Source organism: Fibrella arboris (assembly GCF_041321095.1).
GTDB lineage: Bacteria > Bacteroidota > Bacteroidia > Cytophagales > Spirosomataceae > Fibrella > Fibrella arboris.
In genome coordinates this window covers 450,248-471,238 of the sequence record NZ_JBGGWE010000005.1, presented here as the reverse complement: position 1 = coordinate 471,238, position 20,991 = coordinate 450,248, and the positions used below count along the sequence as shown (strand labels likewise).

At 51.4% G+C, this 20,991-nt stretch carries 24 protein-coding genes; 8 read left to right on the top strand and 16 right to left on the bottom strand.

All coding sequences use genetic code 11. From position 1 onward, the window contains the following. Positions 1 to 2 precede the first annotated feature (2 nt). Both rpsF and ACAW75_RS11780 read right to left on the bottom strand, forming a co-directional pair. Positions 3 to 371, bottom strand: a complete 369-nt coding sequence (rpsF, locus tag ACAW75_RS11785; protein ID WP_370728914.1) for a 30S ribosomal protein S6 — start codon at positions 369 to 371, stop codon at positions 3 to 5. A 186-nt stretch (positions 372 to 557) separates the two neighbouring features. Further along, the gene (locus ACAW75_RS11780) at positions 558 to 1,526 is read right to left on the bottom strand and encodes a DUF8428 domain-containing protein (RefSeq protein WP_370728913.1); all 969 of its coding nucleotides are present in this window, start codon (positions 1,524 to 1,526) and stop codon (positions 558 to 560) included. A 172-nt stretch (positions 1,527 to 1,698) separates the two neighbouring features. Between ACAW75_RS11780 and ACAW75_RS11775 the strand changes: the two genes are divergently transcribed. Further along, on the top strand, positions 1,699 to 2,364 hold the full coding sequence (locus ACAW75_RS11775) for a YggS family pyridoxal phosphate-dependent enzyme (RefSeq protein WP_370728912.1): 666 nt from the start codon (positions 1,699 to 1,701) through the stop codon (positions 2,362 to 2,364). A gap of 70 nt (positions 2,365 to 2,434) precedes the next feature. Here the strand turns inward: ACAW75_RS11775 and ACAW75_RS11770 are convergent, their stop codons facing one another. From ACAW75_RS11770 to ACAW75_RS11750, 5 genes are all read right to left on the bottom strand, one after another. Further along, positions 2,435 to 3,163: a DUF3891 family protein gene (locus tag ACAW75_RS11770; RefSeq protein WP_370728911.1), complete on the bottom strand. Its 729-nt coding sequence runs from the start codon at positions 3,161 to 3,163 to the stop codon at positions 2,435 to 2,437. Between the two features lie 98 nt (positions 3,164 to 3,261). Beyond that, positions 3,262 to 3,765: a pyridoxamine 5'-phosphate oxidase family protein gene (locus ACAW75_RS11765; RefSeq protein ID WP_370728910.1), complete on the bottom strand. Its 504-nt coding sequence runs from the start codon at positions 3,763 to 3,765 to the stop codon at positions 3,262 to 3,264. 196 nt (positions 3,766 to 3,961) lie between these two features. Next, positions 3,962 to 4,375, bottom strand: coding sequence for a four-helix bundle copper-binding protein (locus ACAW75_RS11760; protein WP_370728909.1), 414 nt, complete (start codon positions 4,373 to 4,375; stop codon positions 3,962 to 3,964). A 30-nt stretch (positions 4,376 to 4,405) separates the two neighbouring features. Beyond that, complete coding sequence (locus tag ACAW75_RS11755; RefSeq protein ID WP_370728908.1) at positions 4,406 to 4,633, bottom strand: hypothetical protein; 228 nt, start codon at positions 4,631 to 4,633, stop codon at positions 4,406 to 4,408. Positions 4,634 to 4,934: 301 nt separating this feature from the next. After that, positions 4,935 to 5,429 (bottom strand): hypothetical protein, encoded by a 495-nt coding sequence (locus ACAW75_RS11750; RefSeq protein ID WP_370728907.1) that lies wholly within the window; start codon positions 5,427 to 5,429, stop codon positions 4,935 to 4,937. A 156-nt stretch (positions 5,430 to 5,585) separates the two neighbouring features. Here ACAW75_RS11750 and ACAW75_RS11745 point away from each other — a divergent pair, with 156 nt between their 5' ends. From ACAW75_RS11745 to ACAW75_RS11735, 3 genes are all read left to right on the top strand, one after another. After that, a complete protein-coding gene (locus tag ACAW75_RS11745; protein ID WP_370728906.1) occupies positions 5,586 to 7,178 on the top strand; it encodes a peptide chain release factor 3 in 1,593 nt (530 codons plus the stop codon). 89 nt (positions 7,179 to 7,267) lie between these two features. Then, complete coding sequence (locus tag ACAW75_RS11740; protein ID WP_370728905.1) at positions 7,268 to 7,498, top strand: hypothetical protein; 231 nt, start codon at positions 7,268 to 7,270, stop codon at positions 7,496 to 7,498. Positions 7,499 to 7,658: 160 nt separating this feature from the next. After that, a complete protein-coding gene (locus ACAW75_RS11735) occupies positions 7,659 to 7,895 on the top strand; it encodes a hypothetical protein (RefSeq protein WP_370728904.1) in 237 nt (78 codons plus the stop codon). A 284-nt stretch (positions 7,896 to 8,179) separates the two neighbouring features. Here ACAW75_RS11735 and ACAW75_RS11730 read toward each other — a convergent pair whose 3' ends face one another. The 5 genes from ACAW75_RS11730 to ACAW75_RS11710 form a co-directional block, all read right to left on the bottom strand. Further along, entirely contained in the window at positions 8,180 to 8,974 is a 795-nt protein-coding gene (locus ACAW75_RS11730) for an alpha/beta fold hydrolase (RefSeq protein WP_370728903.1), read from the bottom strand. Positions 8,975 to 8,978: 4 nt separating this feature from the next. Continuing rightward, a complete protein-coding gene (locus tag ACAW75_RS11725) occupies positions 8,979 to 10,310 on the bottom strand; it encodes a family 1 glycosylhydrolase (RefSeq protein ID WP_370728902.1) in 1,332 nt (443 codons plus the stop codon). Between the two features lie 46 nt (positions 10,311 to 10,356). After that, positions 10,357 to 11,949 carry a GMC family oxidoreductase gene (locus ACAW75_RS11720; RefSeq protein ID WP_370728901.1) on the bottom strand — a complete coding sequence of 531 codons (1,593 nt, stop codon included), beginning with the start codon at positions 11,947 to 11,949 and terminating at the stop codon, positions 10,357 to 10,359. 91 nt (positions 11,950 to 12,040) lie between these two features. Then, complete coding sequence (locus tag ACAW75_RS11715; protein WP_370728900.1) at positions 12,041 to 12,634, bottom strand: gluconate 2-dehydrogenase subunit 3 family protein; 594 nt, start codon at positions 12,632 to 12,634, stop codon at positions 12,041 to 12,043. Beyond that, complete coding sequence (locus ACAW75_RS11710; RefSeq protein ID WP_370728899.1) at positions 12,631 to 13,497, bottom strand: SDR family oxidoreductase; 867 nt, start codon at positions 13,495 to 13,497, stop codon at positions 12,631 to 12,633. Before ACAW75_RS11710 ends, ACAW75_RS11715 begins: the two co-directional genes overlap by 4 nt. 252 nt (positions 13,498 to 13,749) lie before the next feature. Between ACAW75_RS11710 and ACAW75_RS11705 the strand changes: the two genes are divergently transcribed. From ACAW75_RS11705 to ACAW75_RS11695, 3 genes are all read left to right on the top strand, one after another. After that, a complete protein-coding gene (locus tag ACAW75_RS11705; protein WP_370728968.1) occupies positions 13,750 to 14,427 on the top strand; it encodes a response regulator in 678 nt (225 codons plus the stop codon). Beyond that, positions 14,424 to 15,800 (top strand): sensor histidine kinase, encoded by a 1,377-nt coding sequence (locus tag ACAW75_RS11700; RefSeq protein ID WP_370728898.1) that lies wholly within the window; start codon positions 14,424 to 14,426, stop codon positions 15,798 to 15,800. Before ACAW75_RS11705 ends, ACAW75_RS11700 begins: the two co-directional genes overlap by 4 nt. A gap of 189 nt (positions 15,801 to 15,989) precedes the next feature. Then, entirely contained in the window at positions 15,990 to 17,162 is a 1,173-nt protein-coding gene (locus ACAW75_RS11695) for a cellulase family glycosylhydrolase (RefSeq protein WP_370728897.1), read from the top strand. Between the two features lie 80 nt (positions 17,163 to 17,242). Here the strand turns inward: ACAW75_RS11695 and ACAW75_RS11690 are convergent, their stop codons facing one another. Continuing rightward, entirely contained in the window at positions 17,243 to 17,614 is a 372-nt protein-coding gene (locus ACAW75_RS11690) for a c-type cytochrome (protein WP_370728896.1), read from the bottom strand. A 205-nt stretch (positions 17,615 to 17,819) separates the two neighbouring features. On the opposite strand from ACAW75_RS11690, the gene ACAW75_RS11685 reads away from it, so the two are divergent. Beyond that, positions 17,820 to 18,032, top strand: a complete 213-nt coding sequence (locus ACAW75_RS11685; RefSeq protein ID WP_370728967.1) for a hypothetical protein — start codon at positions 17,820 to 17,822, stop codon at positions 18,030 to 18,032. 126 nt (positions 18,033 to 18,158) lie between these two features. Here the strand turns inward: ACAW75_RS11685 and ACAW75_RS11680 are convergent, their stop codons facing one another. From ACAW75_RS11680 to ACAW75_RS11670, 3 genes are all read right to left on the bottom strand, one after another. Then, entirely contained in the window at positions 18,159 to 18,683 is a 525-nt protein-coding gene (locus ACAW75_RS11680; protein WP_370728895.1) for a hypothetical protein, read from the bottom strand. Positions 18,684 to 18,821: 138 nt separating this feature from the next. Then, entirely contained in the window at positions 18,822 to 19,976 is a 1,155-nt protein-coding gene (locus ACAW75_RS11675) for an endonuclease/exonuclease/phosphatase family protein (protein WP_370728894.1), read from the bottom strand. A gap of 43 nt (positions 19,977 to 20,019) precedes the next feature. Further along, on the bottom strand, positions 20,020 to 20,970 hold the full coding sequence (locus ACAW75_RS11670; protein WP_370728893.1) for a DUF8428 domain-containing protein: 951 nt from the start codon (positions 20,968 to 20,970) through the stop codon (positions 20,020 to 20,022). Positions 20,971 to 20,991 lie beyond the last annotated feature (21 nt).

Sequence of the window (20,991 nt, the reverse complement as noted above, 5' to 3'; positions counted from 1 at the left end):
GGTTACCGGGCGTCTGCTGTTTCTTGTTTCTTCTTACCCACCAGGCCGTTTTTCTTACGGTCGTTGTACTCAACGGCATGTTTGTCCAACACCGTCGTGAGGTCACGAATCACGCGCTCGTCACGTAGATACTCGATGTTGAGTTTCTCGATCAGCGACGGATCACACTTAAACTCGAACACCTGATAATAACCCGTGTTCTTGTTCTTGATGGGGTAAGCCAGTTTACGCAAACCCATGCTGTACTCATGCACAAGTTCGGCCCCGTTGCTTGTCAGCAGCGTCCGATACTTGTCAACGGCGTCCTTTATCTGAGTTTCAGATAAAACGGGAGTCAGGATGAACACCGTTTCGTAGTTCTTTTGGAACATGATTTAACTTATTTGATTTGAAATGAGGCCGCAAAGGTAGGAAAAAAGAAAGTAAGTTTCAAGGTACAGGTTTCAGGTTTCAAGGGCTCCGCTGATCTACAATGTGATGGATCAGCGGAGCCCTTGAAACTTGAAACTTGAAACTTGAAACTTGAAACTTGAAACTTGAAACCTGTACCTTGAAACTTACTTCACCGTGAATTCACCCTGGCCAATGCGGAAGCCCTCGGAATAGATTTCGATGGTGTGCCGACCCTCGTTGAAACGCTGACCGCCCCGGCCGTATACAAATGAAATTTGCTGGCCCGTATTGTTGTAATCAATACGTTGCATCGCCGTATAGATCATCTCCTTGTTGGCATATGTGAACTCGCCCGAGCCTGTAGCCATGTCGGAAATAACGGCTCCGCTTGGATCGAGAATGCGCAGGTAAATGTCTTTGGCATTTTGTTGGGTCAACGGGTTCGGGCTGAGTTTGAACGATATCTTGATTTTATCCAGCCGTTTCGCTTTGTAGCTGCCGCCGTCCTGCTCTTTACCCTTTGTGTTCAGGGCCGTAACGGCAATATCGTCGGCATGAAGGGCGGCTGCAACACTCACCTTATCGCTCAGCTCTCGATTTCGGGCCTGTACTTCCCGGGCTTTCGACGCATAACTAACAACTGTGTCTGACAACTCCTGCTTTTCGGATCGCAGGTTAGTGTTTTCTGAATTAAGGGCGGTGTTCTGTTCGGTCAGGATGCCGTTCTCCTCTCGCAGTCGGGCAATTTCCTCGTCTTTCTCAACAAGCAGACTTTCGTACCGACTGATTTTCTGGTTGAAAGCACGGGCATCAAAATTGTTTACATCCCGAATCCTGATTTTGTCTTTCTCGATCTGTTCCTTCACTTTCAACAGCGAATCAACACTGCCGCCAAGCTGCTGTATTTCAGCGATTTTCGCATCGAGCTGGGCTGAGATCGAATCGAGTTTCATTTTCGTCACCAACACCTCTTCGGTTTTAGCGGCAATGGTGGCGTCTTTAGTCTTGTTGTTTTCTTTTTCCTGGTACCAGAAATACAGCAGCAATACGTTTAAGGCAGCCAGTGCCAAAAGGGCGATAATTAAAAAACTACGGCTACTGTTATCGTTTCGTTTTTCGGGTCGTTGTTCCATAGTCAGGATACAGGGTGATGCGGTTAGAGTGGAAACGGCAGGTCGTCGGCAATTTGTATAGTTCTGGCCGAATTCACCGGTTTGCGGCGGAAAAACTACGGTATTCTCCACGAAACTCAAACCTATCTTTGCACAATCTTCCCCAACGGTAGTTACGCCAAGGCTATTTAGTATGACAATTGAAGCAGCTATTCATCAAATTGACCAGCAACTGGCTGGGCGGGCGGCCCTGGTGGCTGTCACGAAAACCAAACCAGTGGCTATGCTACAGGAAGCTTACCGGGCGGGCTGTCGGCGTTTTGGTGAGAACAGGGTTCAGGAAATGGCCGAAAAACAACCACAATTGCCCGCCGATGTACAATGGCACCAGATCGGTCATCTGCAAACGAACAAAGTAAAATACATAGCTCCCTTCGTCAGCCTGATCGAATCGGTCGATAGCCTGAAACTGCTGGAAGAGATTGACCGGCAGGCACGTAAAAATGACCGGGTTATCGACTGCCTGCTGCAGGTGTACATTGCCGATGAAGAAACAAAATTTGGCCTGTTGCCCGAAGAGGTAATAGACCTGCTGCAATCGCCGGAGCTGGACAACCTGCTGAATGTTCGTCTAATCGGCCTGATGGGCATTGCGACTAATACTCCCGACGAGGCGCAGATTAGACAGGAATTTAAAGGTCTGAAACAACTGTTTGACGCAGTCCGGTCTATTGAACGCCCCAACGTAGTGCTCACGGAGCTGTCGATGGGCATGAGCAGCGACTACCTGATCGCTGTGGACGAAGGCAGCACGATGGTCCGTGTAGGCAGCGCCATTTTCGGCAGCAGAAATAGCTAATGGGTGAAAGAGTGAAAGTTGCTCAAGCAGTAGACAGTCCTTGTGGGAACAACTTTCACTCTTTCACCCATCACTCTTTCGCTATTGTCCAGGTACGTACCTGAACGGGTGCCTGCTGGAGGGCATTGTATAGCTCGTGGTCGCTGGCAAATTGCAGTTGCGCCAGCGTATTGAACTCGACCTGTACCGAGAACGCAGGTACGTTGTATGGCCAGGGGTCAACACTCAGAGTGCCATCGGTGCGTTGAAAAACGTAATAGTGCTCCTTATCGGGGCCTATACTGATCTCGAGCCTGCGGCCTTCGGGCGGCACCTGATTCATGCACAGAATGAGCGAAAAGGCGTCGCACCACTGCACAAAGTCATAAGCGTACTGGGTAGCTGCTTTAGAGGCCTTGTACTCACGCCGCCACGACTGCTGATTTTCTTTTTGCTGATCCAAAAACGAATCCAGTTCAGCCGACTGGCCGCGTTTTTCTTCGTACAGAAAACTTGCATGCATCGAGACCATCAGGGCATTCCAGCGGCTTTTTTGCAGGGCCACTTCGATCATGCGCCTGGCCTGGTCAGTCGTAAACTCCAGCACCTGAAAATGCAGTGGTGCCCCGGCCTCTGTCAGGTGGTTACGATCTTGGTAGGGTTGCTGGCCATCATCGTGCTCTGTCAGGGCGATAAGCGTCTCGGGCCAATGCTGGGGCCGTTTATCAGGATGCCAATGCATGGCTAGCTGAAAAGCAAGAAGACCGTGGGCGGGCTGGTGTATTATTTCCCAGCCAACATCGACGAGGCGGACAATCATAAAATAGAATCTGGTTTAAGTCTGACGTTGCGCTACTTTGTCAGGTATTGGTTAACAACAGGGCAACGCCAAACTAGAAACCCCAAATGGCAAATCAGCTAGTTGATCACTTTCACATTTTCGCCCTCTTTGTAGGTGTCACCGGTGACGGCGGCGCGGGCCATCTCGAACAGGCGTACAAGGCGACTATCAGTTGAATCCCAATACTCGGCCATTTCGACATGCACTTTTAATAACGTTAGCTGCGGATCGTCTTTTCCGTCGGGGAACCAGGGCTTGGCCATATCGGACCACAACGCATTGATTTTGCCACGATCGTCCAGTTCTTCGGCCGAACCCGAAATAGAGACAAAGTCAGCGTCAGACGCATTGGCGAAGCTGAGGTTCACTTTATGGTCGTGTTGGGTCACCTGATCGACCTTGGGCGATGATTTTTTTGTGAAGAACCAGAGTGTGCCCTCGGCGTCCATCTGCATGCAGGCCATCGGCCGACTCACCAGGTTCCCCTGTTCATCAAGCGTGGTCATCATGGCAATGCGAATGTCTTCAACCAAATCCTTGATCTTTTCCAGGCCCGTGTTTTTCTGCTGTTGCGTTTCCATAGTGTTGAGAAATAAAAAAGTTTACTGTCTTCAGTTTACCGTTTTCAGTGTTGCTGCCATATAAAGCAGGTAGCTGAACGCGTATCAACTAAAAACGGTAAACTGAAACCCTGCGGCGAACCGCTGTATGACAATGTATTGCGTAAGCAGTGATCAGGCGGTTATTGAGGGCTTACTCACTGCTTACGCATCGAGTTTAATTATACAGGGCGTCACGCAGGTCTATTCCGTAGAACAAAGACGCTGGTGTCGTTGTGGCCGCTGTTTCGATCTCGCGGGGTGAATCCATTTTGAGGATATTCGAGCAGCTGACAATGGTTTGCTGGCACATCGCGTAGACTTGTTTAGCCCGCTCGCCTGAGAGCTGCCGGGCCTCATCAGCACATTTTTCGCATACTTCAACACACGTTTGCGCGAGTAACCGGGTGTTTTCTGAGCCACGAACGTACAGCATAGCCACCTGACGGCACAGATCAGCACAGTCCAGATTCAGGAAAATGAACCGATACCAGTTCTCAATGTCTGCAGCCCGCGATGATTCAGTAGCAGTTTCGTCGCAGAGGGCAGCACAGCCAGTTAACGTATCGTATATTGTCTTGTTCCAGGTCATAAGGTTGCTCGTTTATCTATTCGCTGTGAATCAGGCTTGAGGGAATGTGTAAACTGACGAGTTTTGTGTGTCAGGGTACATGGCGCGGGCTTGCCGACGGGCTTCTAGGATACTGGCCTGAATAGCTTCCTGACGGTCCATGTCGCCACGGGCCATCAACAGATTAGCCAATTCAATGGCTTTTGCCCGGGTGCTGGGACTTAACGACCGCATGGCCGCGGGGAAATGGGTTGGGGTCCAGTTCATAGAAGTCATCATATACCTGCTGTTTAGCCGATACAGGTAAATAATTATGCCAGATTATCTGAATAGAGAAGCCAGGTTCTTACTAAATCGGTTAGTGGCTTATTGTCAGATAGTTAGCATTGAGGGTGGTTAAGGTGTTAATGGGATGAATGGTCAGCCGACCTAAAAATGTGTGGAGTTAATTACCCACCTATTTCCACAAAAAATCCCCGACTGTGGAAGTCGGGGATCCGCTTATGGGATAGGGCAACTGATCGTACTGATTGGTCAGACGACCCTCTTCCCGAAAAGTAACAGATAAATACCCGGGCGGTTAATTGGCGTCCAGTGCGTCGACCCGGTCATCTACGCCGTCTTTCACTGTCTCAATCGCCTTTTTGGTTTTGTCCCAGCTAGTGGCAGTCACCTGATCTATTTCTTTAAGCAAACCAGTCATGGTAGCCCGTTCCTTCTTGAGCGTTGCCAGGGCAGTTGTGAGTTTGGTTTTCGCCGCGCCCGTGGCCGAATTCAGATCGCGCTCGTATTTGGCCGTTTTTTCGTCAATGTCTTCCAGTTCGGCGTTGAGTTCCTTCCGCATATCGTCACGGTCAACGTCCCACGTTTTTTTGAAATCTTTCCGGGCCGAATCAAGATCGGCCTGTTTATTCATCACTTCCTCTTTAGTGGCGCCTTCCTGTTGGGCATTAACTACCTCCTGCTTGGCTTCGGCCACGTCTTCAGCCTTGTTCTCTGTTTTCGATTCACAACTAAACAGGAACGTACCCAGGGTAATGGCTAGCAAAGCAGCCGCATAAGTCATCTTTTTCATAGCGTTGGGTGTTTCTTCTGTAAACTGACAGGCTGTATGAAGGTTTAAGGACGATTAGTTGTAGGCTTGGTTTTTGGTAATCGCTTAGAAATGGTTTACTTCCCTTTCCCCTCCTTTTTTTGTACCTTTGTGGCCTGATTCTTAGAAAAGTACTAAATGAACAGAGAGCAGGAAATTGCCCGTCGGCGGACGTTCGCCATCATCAGCCACCCCGATGCAGGCAAAACCACACTGACCGAAAAACTGCTGCTTTTTGGCGGCGCTATTCAAACCGCCGGAGCCGTAAAATCCAATAAAATAAAGAAGTCGGCTACTTCCGATTTCATGGAGATCGAGAAGCAACGGGGTATCTCCGTAGCTACGTCGGTGATGACCTTCGACTACGACGGAAAAAAGATAAATATCCTTGATACGCCTGGTCACAAAGATTTTGCCGAAGACACCTACCGTACCCTCACTGCGGTTGATAGCGTCATTCTGGTGATCGACTGCGTGAAAGGGGTCGAAGAACAGACTGAGCGACTGATGGAAGTCTGCCGGATGCGGGATACACCGGTGATCATTTTTGTGAATAAAATGGACCGGGAGGGACGTAACCCGTTCGACCTGCTCGACGAACTGGAAGAGAAGCTGAACATCCGGGTGCGTCCCTTAACGTGGCCGGTCAACATGGGTTCTGATTTCAAGGGGGTGTATAGCCTTTACGAGAAAAAGTTATATTTCTTCCGGGTCAATAAAACCAAAGTGGAAGATGACGTGCTTCCTATTGACATCGATACGCCATTACTCGATGAAAAAGTGGGCGCCCGTGATGCCGCTCAACTGCGCGAAGATGTAGAACTGATCGAAGGGGTTTATGACCCGTTTGATGTAGAGGCGTATCGGGCTGGTATGATTGCTCCCGTATTCTTCGGATCAGCGGTCAATAATTTTGGGGTTAAAGAACTCCTGGATGGGTTCTGTCAGGTATCGCCTGAACCAATTGCCCGGCCTACCGACAAGCGCATTGTCGAGCCCGAAGAAGCCAAATTCAGTGGCTTTGTCTTTAAGATCCACGCCAATCTCGATCCACGTCACCGCGACCGCATCGCGTTTCTGCGGGTGTGTTCAGGCCTGTTTGAACGAGGTAAGTTTTACCACCACACGCGCCTCGACAAAGACGTTCGGTTCTCCAGTCCGTTTAGCTTCATGGCCGATGCCAAAGCCGTCGTTGAAGAAGGGTTTCCGGGCGATGTAATTGGCCTCTACGATACAGGTACGTTCAAAATTGGTGATACGCTGACAGAAGGTGAAGATTTTCAGTATCAGGGTATTCCTAGTTTCTCGCCGGAACTGTTCAAAGAACTGATCAACCTTGATCCGATGAAATCGAAGCAGTTGGAGAAAGGTATCCAGCAACTTACCGATGAGGGTGTGGCGCAGTTGTTTACGCTGGCCCTGGGAAATCGTAAGATTGTGGGTACAGTAGGGGAACTTCAGTTTGAAGTGATCCAATACCGGCTCGAGCATGAATACGGAGCTAAATGTCGTTGGGTACACATGAACACGAGCCGTGCCTGCTGGATAACGTCCGACGATAAAGTCAAACTGGCGGAGTTTATCCGGTTGAAGGGGAATCAGATTGGCTATGATAAAGATCAGAATCCTGTATTCCTGGCCGAATCAGACTGGATGCTGCGTATGAACCAGGACAACAATCCGGACATTGTGTTCCATAAAACATCGGAGTTCAAGACTGAAATGGTTTAAGGCGCTTCCTCAGGGTTTGGCCGTTTAAAAGAAATTTCGGCCTCGTGGATAAACTGGTGGTTAATGGTGAAAACAAACCGGTCACTACAATGAAAAAGCTACTTCTGTTGGCAGCGCTGCTTTTTGCAGGTCTGTCAGTCTCTTCTGCTCAGGACAGTGTTAAAGTTGCGAAGCAAAGCGCACGAATGGTCAAGAAAGAAGCCCGAAAAATGAAACATGAAGCGGGCAAAGTGGACGATAAAGTAAGCAAAAACATTGCTAAGGAGACGAAAAAGGAGGCCAAGCACATGAAGAAAGAAGCGAAGATGACTACGAACTAGGGTCATCTTTGATTCATTCAATCCACTAAAAAGGGAAGACCAATCGGTCTTCCCTTTTTAGTGGATTGCCGTTTATGGACAGCCGGAAATGGATTAATGAAATTTAATAACAAGTCTATAGTATAAGTAGTTTAATTGGCAAACAAACCAAACTCAGAGTATGAAAAAGTTGATCTTGTTTGCCGCGCTCCTCATTGCAGGTACGTCGGTTTCGTTTGCTCAGGACGACGCTGCTAAAGCAGCTAAGAAAGAAGCAAAAATGGCCAAAAAAGAGGCTCGGAAAATGAAGCAGCAGGCTGATGCCAATGGCAATGACATGGCAAAAGATATGGCGAAAGACAGCAAAAAAGCCGCTAAAGCCGCCAAGAAAGAAGCCAAAGACATGAAGAACCCATAGCTGGTTCGTATACATACAATAAAAAAGGGAGCATTAACTGATGCTCCCTTTTTTATTGTATGTCAGGCGTTCTGTAGCGTCTGGCGAGCGGCTGCTGGGTGCGTAGTGAGCCAATGCCCGGTATCGCCACCGGGCCGAAAGAACCATTGAGGCGTTTATCGGTCTCGACCACCGAGTCTCCAACCATCGGTGATGCGCTATGGATGCCTTTATAAAAAGCTACTGACTCACGGGCGTGTAACGGTCTACAGGCTGTTCCAGTTATACTATAATAAATAAGTTGGTTAGTGGACGCGATCGGAAAGGTTCCTGATCGCCCGGCTAACTGCTGTAGGGGTCTCCAGCGGCAGCAAATGCCCCGCCCCGGAAATGATCTCTATCGTTGCCTGAGGAAGGTAGGGCTGCACCATCGTGGATTGTACCGAATGGGGCAACGCGTTGTCGTGGTCGCCCGCCAGAATGGTTACAGGTACGTCTATACGCCCCATACGATCTGTAATGTCGTTCAGACTGCCCGTTGTGAGCCAGGCCGACCAGCCCTGTGGCGAACTGCGTAGATTGTCGGCGATGAGTTGTTGCCGAATGGTGTCCGAAAGGGGTAGGTTTGTGATGTTAGCCACCGTTTTTCCAGCCGCTTTGCGCTGCTCGTCAGGTGGCAGACTGGGCTGTTCCAGCATTTCCTGACGGTCTTTATTCGTGATAGGTTCGGCCCCTGGTGGCGACGGAGCGAGCAGTACCATGCCCCGTAAACCCGTAGAGCGATAGTCTGCCAACGTACCTGCCGCCAGCGCCAGCGCGATCTTGCCGCCCATCGAATGCCCTATCAACAAAAAAGGGCGGGTGCCCAACTGCGCGGTAATGACCGCAGCAACTTCATTGGAAACGTCGTCAACGGACTGATGTTCAGTTAAAGCGGGCGACTCTCCGAAGCCGGGCAGGTCGATGGTCAGGCAGTAAAATTCCTCGGCCAGTTGGTCCAGCACGGCATTCCACGACTGAATTGAGCCGCCGAAGAAATGCAGAAAAACCAGTGCAGGCTTCGTTGTGTGGGGCGGAGTACGGGTGAGGGTGGTAAGCATACAGTTAAAATTCTACCTTCAGTCTGGCTGGCTGGTCGGTGATTTCGAGCATCTGACCGTAGGGCACGATGGTAATCTGACCAAATTCCTGGAGAATCAGCTTGTAGGCATCGGCCACAGGGCGTGGCTTTCGGTCGAGATCGTAGAGCCCACAGGCATTGACCCGGTTATTCAACTCGGCCAGGCCCGTGTCCCAATCAATCTGGTCGATCAGGCTATACCAGGTGAACCCTAGCACGGGCACCCCGTCCCGGCGCATCTGCATGACGTTCAACCATTGCTTATACAGCCAGGTGGGGGCATTGTCGGCTTCAAATACGTTTGTTTCCGTATGCATCACCGGCTTGTGATACCGGTTATAATATTGCTTCGTGATCTGATACCAACCCAGTACATCCATTGAGCTCATCATCTGGCCATCGGGTAGCTTGATCTGTTCATTCCGGCCATAATAGTCGTTGCCCATCACCTGATATCCCGGCGGCTGACCCGCCATAAACCAGTTGTATTCTTTCCGGGTCATACCGTTGTCGAGCAGGTAAAGGACTATGTCGGCAATAGGTGGATGCGCATAGAGCAAGTCCAGCGAGAGAAAGCGCAGTTCATTGTGCAGCTTGATCTCGGCAGTGGGGAGGGAGCAAACTTCGTGGATGAATTCAGCGCTCTCACTTTGCACAATCACAGTGTCCGGGCGGTACCTGGCAATCTGCTGCGTACCCATAATACTGGCGGCGACAATGTGCTTCAGAGCCGTAACAAAGGCTTTGTCGCTTTTCAACTGTTCATTCCAGACACCATCTTTAGCGCTGTGCCGGGCTGTCACGTAGATCTCATTGACGGGCGTATAGTAACGTACCCAGGGGTAGCGCTGCGCAACGGCCGCACAGTAATCAGCAAAATGAATGGGTAATTCGGGGTTCTGAAAGTTGCCAACCCAGTCGGGTACGCCAAAGTGCATCAGGTCGAGAATGGGAGTGATGCCCTGCCTTTTGATTTCGGCCATAGCCAGATCAGCGAACTCCCAGTTGAACTTACCCGGCCCTTCATGAATGCTGTAGTAAGGCAGGCCATAGCGCAACACTTTCAAGCCCAGCTCTTTTACCAGGCCAATATCTTCTTTATACCGGTCATAATGCCCGCATTCCCGCAACTGATCTCGCCGAACCTTACCTTGATTAATGGTTGGGTAGGAGCATTCAATGCCCGTGGCAAACATAAAGTTGGAAGGGGACCCATCGGGAAGGCCATTACCGGTAGAGGCCGATGAGCCACCGTATTGATCGCCCTCGTACGCGCCCGTACCGAAATGTTTTTCAATGTGTTTTAAGAAATCCATACTGTTGTTATGAGCAACCTGATACATAGCCAGACAAAGGCGCTGCTCAGTTGGTCCCTTTAAGAAAGTTATCTGCTGTTCGTAAGGATAACGCCATGATTGTCAGGGCGGGGTTAACGCTAAGGGCCGATGGGAAGGTGGAATTGTCGCTGATATAGAGGTTGGGCACATCGAACGATCTGCCGAAGGGGTCAACAACGGCTTCGTCGGGTGAATGCCCCATACGGCATGTACCGATCACATGGGCCGAACGGGGGAAGGCCCACACATTTTTTGCCCCGGCCGCCGCCCAGATACCGCGCATGACCTGGTCGGCATGGGCATTCATTTTCTGTTCATTTTCGCCGTTTGAGAAATAGACTCGCGGTTTGGGCAGACCACGACTGTCTGTTTCATCCGATAATTCGAGGTAGTTATGCCTGTAGGGCAGGCAATCGCCCAGAATGTTGATGCCCGCTACGTGGTTATACTGGCTCATGGCCCGTTGCAATGCCGGTCCCCAAAGGCCAGGTCCTCTGGCCATCTGCTTCACATAGGTGACCGGCATGACGCCAATAGACTGTAGCAGATAGCCCCCCGCGAAATCAGCCGATCTGTTGGCGAAGGGCCGGTGGGTATCTTCCGAAATCAGACCGCCGGGAATGCCTTTGTAGGGGCGAACATCCTCGTCGAACTCGCCCCATATCTGCAAACCTGTATGCGCCATCAGGTTGCGGCCAACCTGCCCGCTGCTGTTGGCTAACTCATTTAGCAGCAATAGCCGGGGCGTTTCAACCGCCCCGGCGCATAGAAAGACCGCCTGGCAACGTTGCCGATACGTTTGTCCGTTCAGGCTATATACCACCGCTGTGATGCGTCCCAGGGTGTCCCGATCGAAAGCTGTTACGTAAGCGCCTGGCCTGATTTCGGCCCCGTATGTCCGGGCCAGCGCCAGGTACGTTACATCCATGCTGGCTTTGGCCCCCACGCTACACCCCGCCTGGCAGAATCCCCGGTTGGTGCAGGCATCACGCCAGCCAACACCAGGTTGATAATACCGGCCCGATAAGGCGGCGTTGGCAGCCGGTGACGTGCGAATGCCCAACGCCGCACAACCACGCTGCATAAGTTGGGCCGCGCCGTTTAAGGGTAGGGGAGGTAACGGATATGCCTGGGTACGTGCCGGCCCCCAGGGGTAATTTGCCGGACCAGAGACGCCTAGGAATTGCTCAACCTCGTTGTAGTACGGTACCAGATCGGCCTGGAAGTCAATGGGCCAATCGGCAGCTACACCGAACTCCGTCTGCATGCGCAGGTCATCGGGCTGGGCGCGGGGCGTATAGGCCGTGAAATGAAGCGTAGAGCCCCCCACACCCGTTCCCGAATTATTTGACCCAAAAGCGAGGGGATCCTGGCCTGCACTCAGTCGTTCATCGTTCCAGAAGAGAAAGTTCTGCGCCCGCTCATCGGTGGCATAATCTGTTTGAGGATTCTTTTCAGGCCCGGCTTCCAGGGCTACTACGCGTCTGCCCGCCTGGGCAAGCCGGGCGAGGAGGGGTGCGCCTCCCGCACCGGTGCCGATGATAACAGCATCAACAGCGTCATTTGTGTTGTAGGTACGTCCCCATGAAGACGTCTCAGCGCTCGATAAAGTCGGCATAGATATAGATGCACTGAAGCTCCAGCTTCGGTAGGCATTAGAACATACAATACTGGTATACTACCGAAGCTGGAGCTTCAGTGCTACTTCTTTATGGTTCTTTCGGTTCGCGTGTTTCCAGCTGATCCAGGCCAATCAGCTCCCAACCGGGCTTGTCGGCCATGCCAACGTACCCGAAAGCTTCCTGCACCAGCGGATGACTGTAATAGATCCCTACTAGCTCAGCCAGCACCTCTTCAAAAAAACGGTCAGCCGCCAGCCGTTGCCACGAGTCGCCAGGGGCAGTTCCCTGTTGAATCTGACCCAGTAACTCGTCCTGCTGCGTTGTCGTCAGCTGGTCGAACGGTTGGCCGAACAGGGTCTGGGCCGATTCGTGAAGCCCCTGAATGCCCTGCCGGTAGGCGTCGGTATCGGCAGGCATCGTATCGTATCGCCAGCCGTCGGTTTCACCTGCCGCCAGCCGTTCATCCACCGGCCCAACCAGATCGACAACGTACCCAGTCTGAGGAATGAGCCGATCGGCCATCTGCTGTAATGTTGTGGCTTCTTCGGGGCTAAAAAAACGGTACGGACCACGCTGGTAGGTAAGCCGTTCGAGTAGCACCTCTCGGGTTTTGGCACTGACGTGTTCGGTTGTCAGTAGTGCTCTAACCGTGCCGACTGGATATGGTGGAGACTGGTTCATCCTAATTTGCCACCTGTTACTTCAACCAAACTGCCTGTCATAAAGCTGCCATCGGTCGAGGCCAGCATGACATAGGCCGGGGCCAGTTCTTCTGGTTGTCCAGGCCGCGCCAGGGCAACTTCATGGCCGAAATGCTCGACCTCCGACATGGGCATCGTGCCCGGTATGTTGGGCGTCCAGACGGGACCGGGTACCACCGCATTGACCCGAATGCCCCGCTCGCCGAGTTGAATGGCCAGCGATTTGGTGAAAGCGTGAATAGCCCCTTTGGTAGCGGTGTAATCGATCAGCAACGGATTGCCTACAATGCCCACGATACTGCCCGTGTTCACGATGGCATCGCCTTCGTGGAGGTGCGGCAGGGCTGCCTGGGCCATGAAGAAGTACCCGAAAATATTGGTCTCGAAGGTGCGCCGAAGCTGCTCCTCCGTAATGTCTTCAAACTTCTCCTGTGCCATCTGGTAGGCCGCATTGTTGACCAGAATATTCAGCTTACCGTACTCATCTACGGTTTGCTGGACGGCGTCCCGGCAGGCGTTCGATTCACGCACGTCGGCCTGAATGACCAGGCAACGGCCACCTTTAGCTTCAACCATCCGCTTTGTCTCAGCGGCATCGTCGGTGTTTTCATTGTACAGAATGGCCACGTGAGCGCCCTCCATACCGAATGCCACCGCCACGGCCCGCCCAATCCCTGAGTCGGCACCGGTGATCAGCGCTACCTTTCCCGTGAGTTTACCAGCCGCTTTATAATTCGACAAATCGCTGTCGGGCTGTTGTTGCATGGCAGCCTGTTGGGCCGGATAAGGCAATTTTTCACCTTTTATTTCGTCTGATGAGGGACGAGACTCCTGCATGTGCATACCGTTAATAAAATAAGTTCAGGCAATTTATAGCGTTAAACAGGTTCAGAAGAAGCTTGGTTATAAATAGGCCTGAACGGCCTTTTATGCACTTAACATCATTTTAACGGCGGTTTGGGGGCATTTTAATGTACTACAGGGAGCTTCGTGACCGGCTCAGCTGGAGACCGAACCATATATTGACAGGGTTCATTAAATAAGTCGTATTTTTCACTCTTTCAACTATTGATGGATACTATGTATGTTTCGGATATGAAAGTCCTGGTGGTAGAAGATGAGCCCAAGCTGGCCTCGTTCGTGAAGAAAGGGTTAGAAGAGCAAAAGTGTGAAGTTGATCTGGCCTATGATGGGCAGATTGGGCGAACAATGGCCCTCAGCAACAGCTATGACGTAATTGTCCTCGATGTAAATCTGCCCAAGATAAATGGGTTCGATCTGGCCCAGACAATCCGGCATGAGCAGGTTCAGACACCTATACTGATGCTGACAGCCATGGGGTCGGTAGATGATAAGGTGGCCGGGTTTGAGGCTGGTGCCGACGATTACCTGGTGAAGCCGTTCGAGTTCCGTGAGCTGATGGCCCGGATCCGTGCGCTGCATAAGCGTGGCGCCGAAGGCGGCAGTGCGGTAAGCGTTCTGCGTGTGGCTGATCTTGAACTTGATCTGAACGAGAAGATTGCGCGCCGCGGTGGTAAACGAATCGAGCTGACTGCCAAAGAGTTTGGCTTGCTCGAGTACCTCATGCGCAACAGGGGCCGGGTGGTTTCCCGCGTCGATATTGCCGAAAAAGTATGGGATATTCATTTCGACACGGGCACGAACGTGATCGACGTGTACGTGAATTTCCTGCGGAAGAAGGTCGATAAAGAATTTCCGACCAAGCTCATTCATACCGTCATCGGCATGGGCTATATCATGAAAGAAGAGTGACGATCCGTGCCCGCCTGACACTCCTGTTCTCCCTGCTGGTTGGTTCTATTCTGTTGCTGTTTTCGGTATCTATCTATCTGCTCTATAGTCAGTATAGGGAGGTTGATTTCTATGCCCGCCTGCATGAGAAAGCCGTAACTACGGTTCGTTTGCGCGAAGATGCCGGTGACGTAGCCAGTACCGATTTGCCTTTCATGGTCGGTGAGCGCGTAACGATCTATAATCCACTGAATCAGGTTATTTTTTCGTCGGGACATGGGTTTAACCCAACACTGTCGGCCAAACAGTTTCGTCAGATTCGTGACGGGCACGAAATCCGCTTGACGCACGGTGAGATTGAGACCATTGGCATTCGGTATCTCAGCAAGACCAGGCAGGCGCTGGTCGTTATGGCCACTGCGTATGATCAGTACGGATTCAATAAACTGCGTCGGCTGCGCGAAATCCTGATTTTTGGCTGGCTGGCCTGTTTCGTGATGGTTGGTGTGGCTGGCTGGCTTTTCTCGTCCGATGCCATACGGCCTGTTTCAGAGATCATTGATCAGGTGAACGACATCTCGGCAACCAATATTCACGAACGACTGCATGTGAGCCGGAAGCGCGACGAACTGGCTGAACTGGCCCGCACGTTCAACGACATGCTGAACCGGCTGGAAGAAGCTTTTGTCACGCAGCGTAGCTTCGTTTCACACGCATCCCATGAGTTACGTACCCCGTTGGCTATCATGCGGGGTAACATAGATGTCGCCCTGCTCCAACCCCGCGATGCCCCCTATTACCAGCAAACGCTCACCGATGTGCTGGACGAAGTACAAACGATGATCGATCTGGCCAACGGATTGCTTGATCTGGCACGGGCCAGTTCAGAATCTACCGCCATTTCATTCCGGCCCACCCGGCTCGACGAACTGCTCTGGCAGGCGCGCAGCAAACTGCTGTCGAAAAATCCCGCGTATAGCATCGATATTGATTTCGATAACCTGCCCGAGCAGGATGATGACCTGACCATTCAGGGTGAAGAAGCACTGTTGCGGACTGCTTTTCAAAACCTGATGGAGAACGGCTGTAAATATTCGGCCAACGGAGGTGTGATGGTCCGTATTTCGTTTGCGCCCCAACAAATTCAGCTTGCCTTTACCGATGCTGGCTATGGCATTGCCGCCGATGCGCTGCCCCACCTGTTCGAGCCATTTTACCGGTCGCCGTCAACAACGAGTGTCGCACCGGGACATGGCATTGGGCTAGCCTTAACACACCGGATTGTGCTTCTTCACAACGGGCAGATCCAGGTACGTTCAAAGGAAGGAGAAGGCACTACCGTAACGGTCCAGTTTCCGCTACCGGTTTCCCGGCTAGCGACGGTGACTTCCTGATTGCAGAAATTTCAGTCGGCAACACCTAAAAATGGGCGCTTTTTGCTTTGGTAAGTAGGTGAATAGTGGTGATTCGGTAAATGGATAATCGAGTTTCTTAAGTAAGCGATTCATTCATAGCTGGTTATCTCCCACTCATTTTCCGAGTTACTGTTTATTGGCTGCTTCCCAACCTTTTTTGCAACATCTATGCGTCAATGTCTTACCCTGCTGAGCGTGCTTTGGCTCTCGGCTTTTCTACAATTTGCACAGGCTCAGTCAACAGACGTGCCATCGGCTCCGGGCCGTTGGTCGGCGGCTAAAGCCAATGCCTGGTATGCCAAAGAGCCTTTTCTGTTCGGTGGCAATTATAATCCGGCCAACGCCATTAATGAATTGGAGTTCTGGCAAGCCGAAACGTTCGATCCGGCTACCATCGACAAGGAACTTGGCTGGGCCGAAAAAATGGGCATCAATACCATGCGGGTATTTTTGCACGACCTGCCGTACCAGCAGGATGCCAAAGGGTTCATTAAGCGCATCGACACCTTCCTGAGCCTCTGTCAGAAGCACAAGATCCGCCCCATGCTGGTGTTATTCGATTCGTGCTGGGATCCATACCCGAAGCTTGGCAAACAGCATGATCCCGTACCAGGCATTCATAATTCGGGCTGGGTGCAGTCGCCTGGTGCCGATGCGCTAACCGACGTGTCGCAGTATCCGCGGCTGGAAGCCTATGTGAAAGGCATTATCGGGGCGTTTAGAAATGACAACCGCGTACTAATGTGGGACATGTGGAATGAGCCCGATAATACGAATGATAACAGTTACGGCGAGCGGCATACGATTAAAACAGAGCTGCCTGTAGCCCGTAAGATCGACATCATCGGCAAACTGCTGCCGCAGGTATTTCAGTGGGGGCGATCGGTGAACCCGACCCAGCCACTGTCGTCTGGTATCTGGCGCAACTTTGTCGACAACTGGACGAATGCGTCCTCCATTCCGGCCTTTAACCGAATGCAGCTGGAAAACTCGGATGTGATCACGTTTCACCAGTATAGCGATGCCCCTTCACTGGAAAAACTCATTGCCGGATTGAAAAAACTGGGGCGGCCACTCATCTGCACCGAATTTATGGCGCGGGGCGTAAACAGCAAGTTTCAGACACACCTGCCCATTGCCAAACGTGAGAAAGTCGGTATGATCTGCTGGGGTTTTGTGGCGGGCAAATCGCAAACGTTTTTGCCCTGGGACAGCTGGCAGAAACCCTACGTGAATGGCCGGGAGCCCAGCGTCTGGTTCCACGAGATCCTGCGCGGCGACGGTACGTTTTATGATCCCGCTGAAGAAACAGCTATTAAGTCAGCAATGGGTAAGAAGTAATAATTAGTCTCGTATTCACATAAAAAGCCGCTCCAGGTCATCCAGAGCGGCTTTTTTATGTGGCTATTGAGCTGAAGGGCCTATGATTTTTTGCCTTTCTTCGCGCCACCTTTCTTCGCAGGTGTTCCATCGAGGGTGTTGATCCAGGAGGCCAGTTTCAGCGCATCTTCTTTAGGTACCTGTTTCATCGGGGCCATGGCGATAAAGCCTGGCCAGTTGGCTGGTTTAGGCGTGTAGATCAACTCTACGATCTGATCGTTTGTGTAGTTGCGTTTAGCCACATCTTTGTAAGCCGGTCCAACCAGTTTCACGTCAACCCGGTGACAGGCGATACAGGTGTATTTGGTCATAAGAGCTTTCATATCGTCAGGAATATTGTCCTGCGCCTGGGCTGAGAATGATGCCGACAGTAGACCGGCGGTAGCAAGAAGGAAGCCGAACGCTTTTTTCATCGTAAGAAATTGATTGGCAATTGGGTTGACTGGATTGTATTGTAGTATTCTGGAGAGACAAAGGTAAACGCTGGCCGTTGCTGAATCAATTCAACATTGCCCTCTTACCCATGTAACAGGTATATGACCGCTTTTTACCCTAAAAGTTTAGTCAACGTCGAAAATGTTAAACGAACTTGCCCAATCGAGCCTGGGTTTTAGCTACATGACAACCTACGATTTTAGAAGTTACCACACCCGGTCGACCAATGCAGCGACCGTGGAAGAGCGGGCGGCTATCAATCAGGAATTGAAAGACTTATACAACAGCCTGCCCGAAAACGAAAAGGAGGCGTTCAACCAGCAGCTTCAGACGTTTCTGGCCCGTGAGATGGGCCGGTTGAAATCAGACTACGAATCAGTGAAGGGCGGCATGTAACAGGTGCCAGCCGGATAGTAACTGAGTGATTCCAATTGGACGCACTGATCGGTCATAAACCTATCTGCAAAAAAAGCTGGGTACGTTCACAACGTCCCAGCTTTTCAAGAATTAGTGGCTACCGGCTTAGTCTTTCAGGCTGCTCAGGTACGTTTTGTTCCCATTCTTGTTGATATAGTATTTGCCACCACGCGGGCCCGTCATGACCTGTTCGCCATTCGGGCCTTTCATCGACCGGTCAACGGGCGCTTTATAATCGGCTGGAGTGGCTTTGGTTTCGGGCTTCGAAGCTACTTTGTCCGTCTTTTTCTCCGCTTTGGCCGCTTTCTTGTCGGCTTTGGTTACAGCAGATTCCGCATCGTTCTTATCAGCCTTGTCAGCAGCCTCTTTTTTATTGTCTTTGGCGGCTTTCTTATCGGCTTTGGCGGCGGCTTTGTCAGCCTTGGCGGCTTCTTTCTCGGCGTCGGTTTTGGCAGCTTTCTTATCGGCTTTCGCCTCCTTTTTGTCTTCTTTGGCGGCTTTCTTATCGGCTTTAGCGTCAGCCTTTTCTTTCTTGGCTTTCTCTTTTTTAGGCTTCGTATCCTGGGCAGGCGCTGTAAAAGCAACGAGAACGCCGAGCAACAGGGTTAGCCATACGGCAGACTTTTTCATGAGTACAAATTGATTAAGGTGAAACTTGCTACTTGGACGGAAAAGTGGCTGAAAAGTTGCCTAAAAGCAATGGCCTAATCAAAATTTAAGGGAGTTCGCCTAAGAAAAATAACGGATCAACCAGACAGGTAGCCCGTATTAATGCTGCGCTAATACGACCGCCGGTGCATTGATCGACTTCTTCAGGACGTACTCGGCCAGCACAGGAAAATGATCGGAGAACGAAACACCCGATAAGGTCTGGCAGGCTCTGATCTGCCAGTCCTGACTAACGAACTGCTGATCGATACGTACACAATAAGGATGGCGGTTCAGGGTAAATCCCAGCCCGTGCCCTGCTTCTTCGAACGCATTTCTGAAGTTCTGACTCAGCTTTCCGTACGAATAGCCCATTGGTGTTTCGTTGAAATCCCCGCAGATAATAACTGGGTATCGACTGCCCGCCACATACGACTCTACCTCCTGTAGCTGGGTGTTCCGGTGCTGGAAGCCCTCTTTCAGCCGCTGAAACGTATCGCCTAGCTCGACAAAAAAACGACGCAGGTCGCCCGTCGCCAGTGCGTCGATGGCTTTGCTGGTTCGCACACCCATCGACCAGAGATGCACGTTAACTACCCGAATGGTATCGGCACCGTAGGCAATATCGGCGCAGAGAAAACCATTAATGTCTGGCCCCTGCGCGCGCTCCCAGAGGTGGCCATACTGCTTCAGGATCGGGAACCGGGAGAAAAGCGCCAGGCCTACCTGCCGGTCATCGCCAAAGCAGGTCAGTTTTTCGATTTTAGCGGCGTACTGCCGGTCAAGCTGCGCGTTGGGGGAATATTCCTGGAAACAGGCAATGTCGGCTTTAAGCGACAGGGCTGTGCTGGCCGACGTACCTGCCGGAAATGTTTCGCTGTTGAAACTTAACACTGTCAATGCCTGCGCCTGTGGCCTGTCTGCTGTGCCTGAACTGGTGCCAACAACCCGCTTCACGAGCAGAAAGGAGAACAGTACCCAGACCAGACCAGCCATAGCAATCGTATGCTGCTGTCTGTAAAGCAGGTAAATACAGGCGGCAATACCGCTGGGAATAGCCAGTGGCAGACTCATCATGATAAAGCCCGTGGCCCAATGCCCGATGGTTGGCGAATAACAGAAAGCGACCGTAACGAATAAATAAATGAGGGTGCTGTAAGCCATCGGAAATTGCCGATAGCGTCTGAAGAACAGCTGGATAGCCTCGATCAATACGCCCCAAAAAAAGAAGAGAAACGATACCCGCCGGTTTATGTAGGTACGGATAATGGACATGATAAAAGGCCATCAGGTGATTGGCACGCCAGGGCTGGCGGCGTTATTTGACATCGAATCGGCCATCGCCGATCCGGGTGCCTTCTGCGTACAACTCCACTCTGTAGGTGCCTGGCTTATAGGCACTGTCACGGTGGAAAAAGATAGCTACTGCTTGGTCGTCTGGCTCAAGTACTACCGTCTGGCGGGTGCTATAGCCCAGTTCATGCCCGTCGACCCATAGCGTGCCAGCGCCCGTATTATCGCCAACTACGGCACCGTTCGTGTCCAGTACGCGAACGTAAATGTCGGTGCTACGTACCTGGGCCACCGGATTTGACGGGATGATGAAAGCGATTTTTAACCGATCAATACGCGACGCTTTGTAGGGGCCACCGCGTCGTTCTTTCCCATTGGCGGCCAGTGCCGATACGTCTACATCAACAGCCTTAATGGCAGAAGCAAGCGTCACTTTCTCTTGCAGGTCGGCGTTCTTGAGCGAGTAGTCATTCACCGTTTTGGCCAGCGCCGCCCGTTCTGATTTCAAGCCTTCATTTTCAGACAGGATGGTCAGCTTTTCCTGCTCCAATGTGCGGGTGCGGTTGAGGAGCGAACCATTCTCGTCCCTGAACTTGCGGATGTCGGCCTCGTTGGCAACCAGGAAATTTTGGTAATCCCTGATTTTCAGATCGTATCGCTGCAGCGAGAAGCTGAGGTCGAATTTGAGCTTTTTCTTATCGTTCTCAAGCTGCTGTTTAATGCGCTGTAATACCGTGACGTTACCACCAAGTTGACGCACCTCAACGATCTTCTGATTCAGAATGATGGCAATGGAATCGAGTTTTTGCTGTACAGTAGCAAACTGCTCTACTTTAGTGGTCAGCTGCTTCTGAACTTCCAGCGTTTCATTGCGCGAACCCATGAACAGATAAGCCAACAGCGACACGATGCCAACCAATGCCCCAATGGTCATGTTGATGGCTCCCTGCCGGGTGTTCATTGTGTCCGTATCCATTGGCTGCTTTTTTCGTATCAG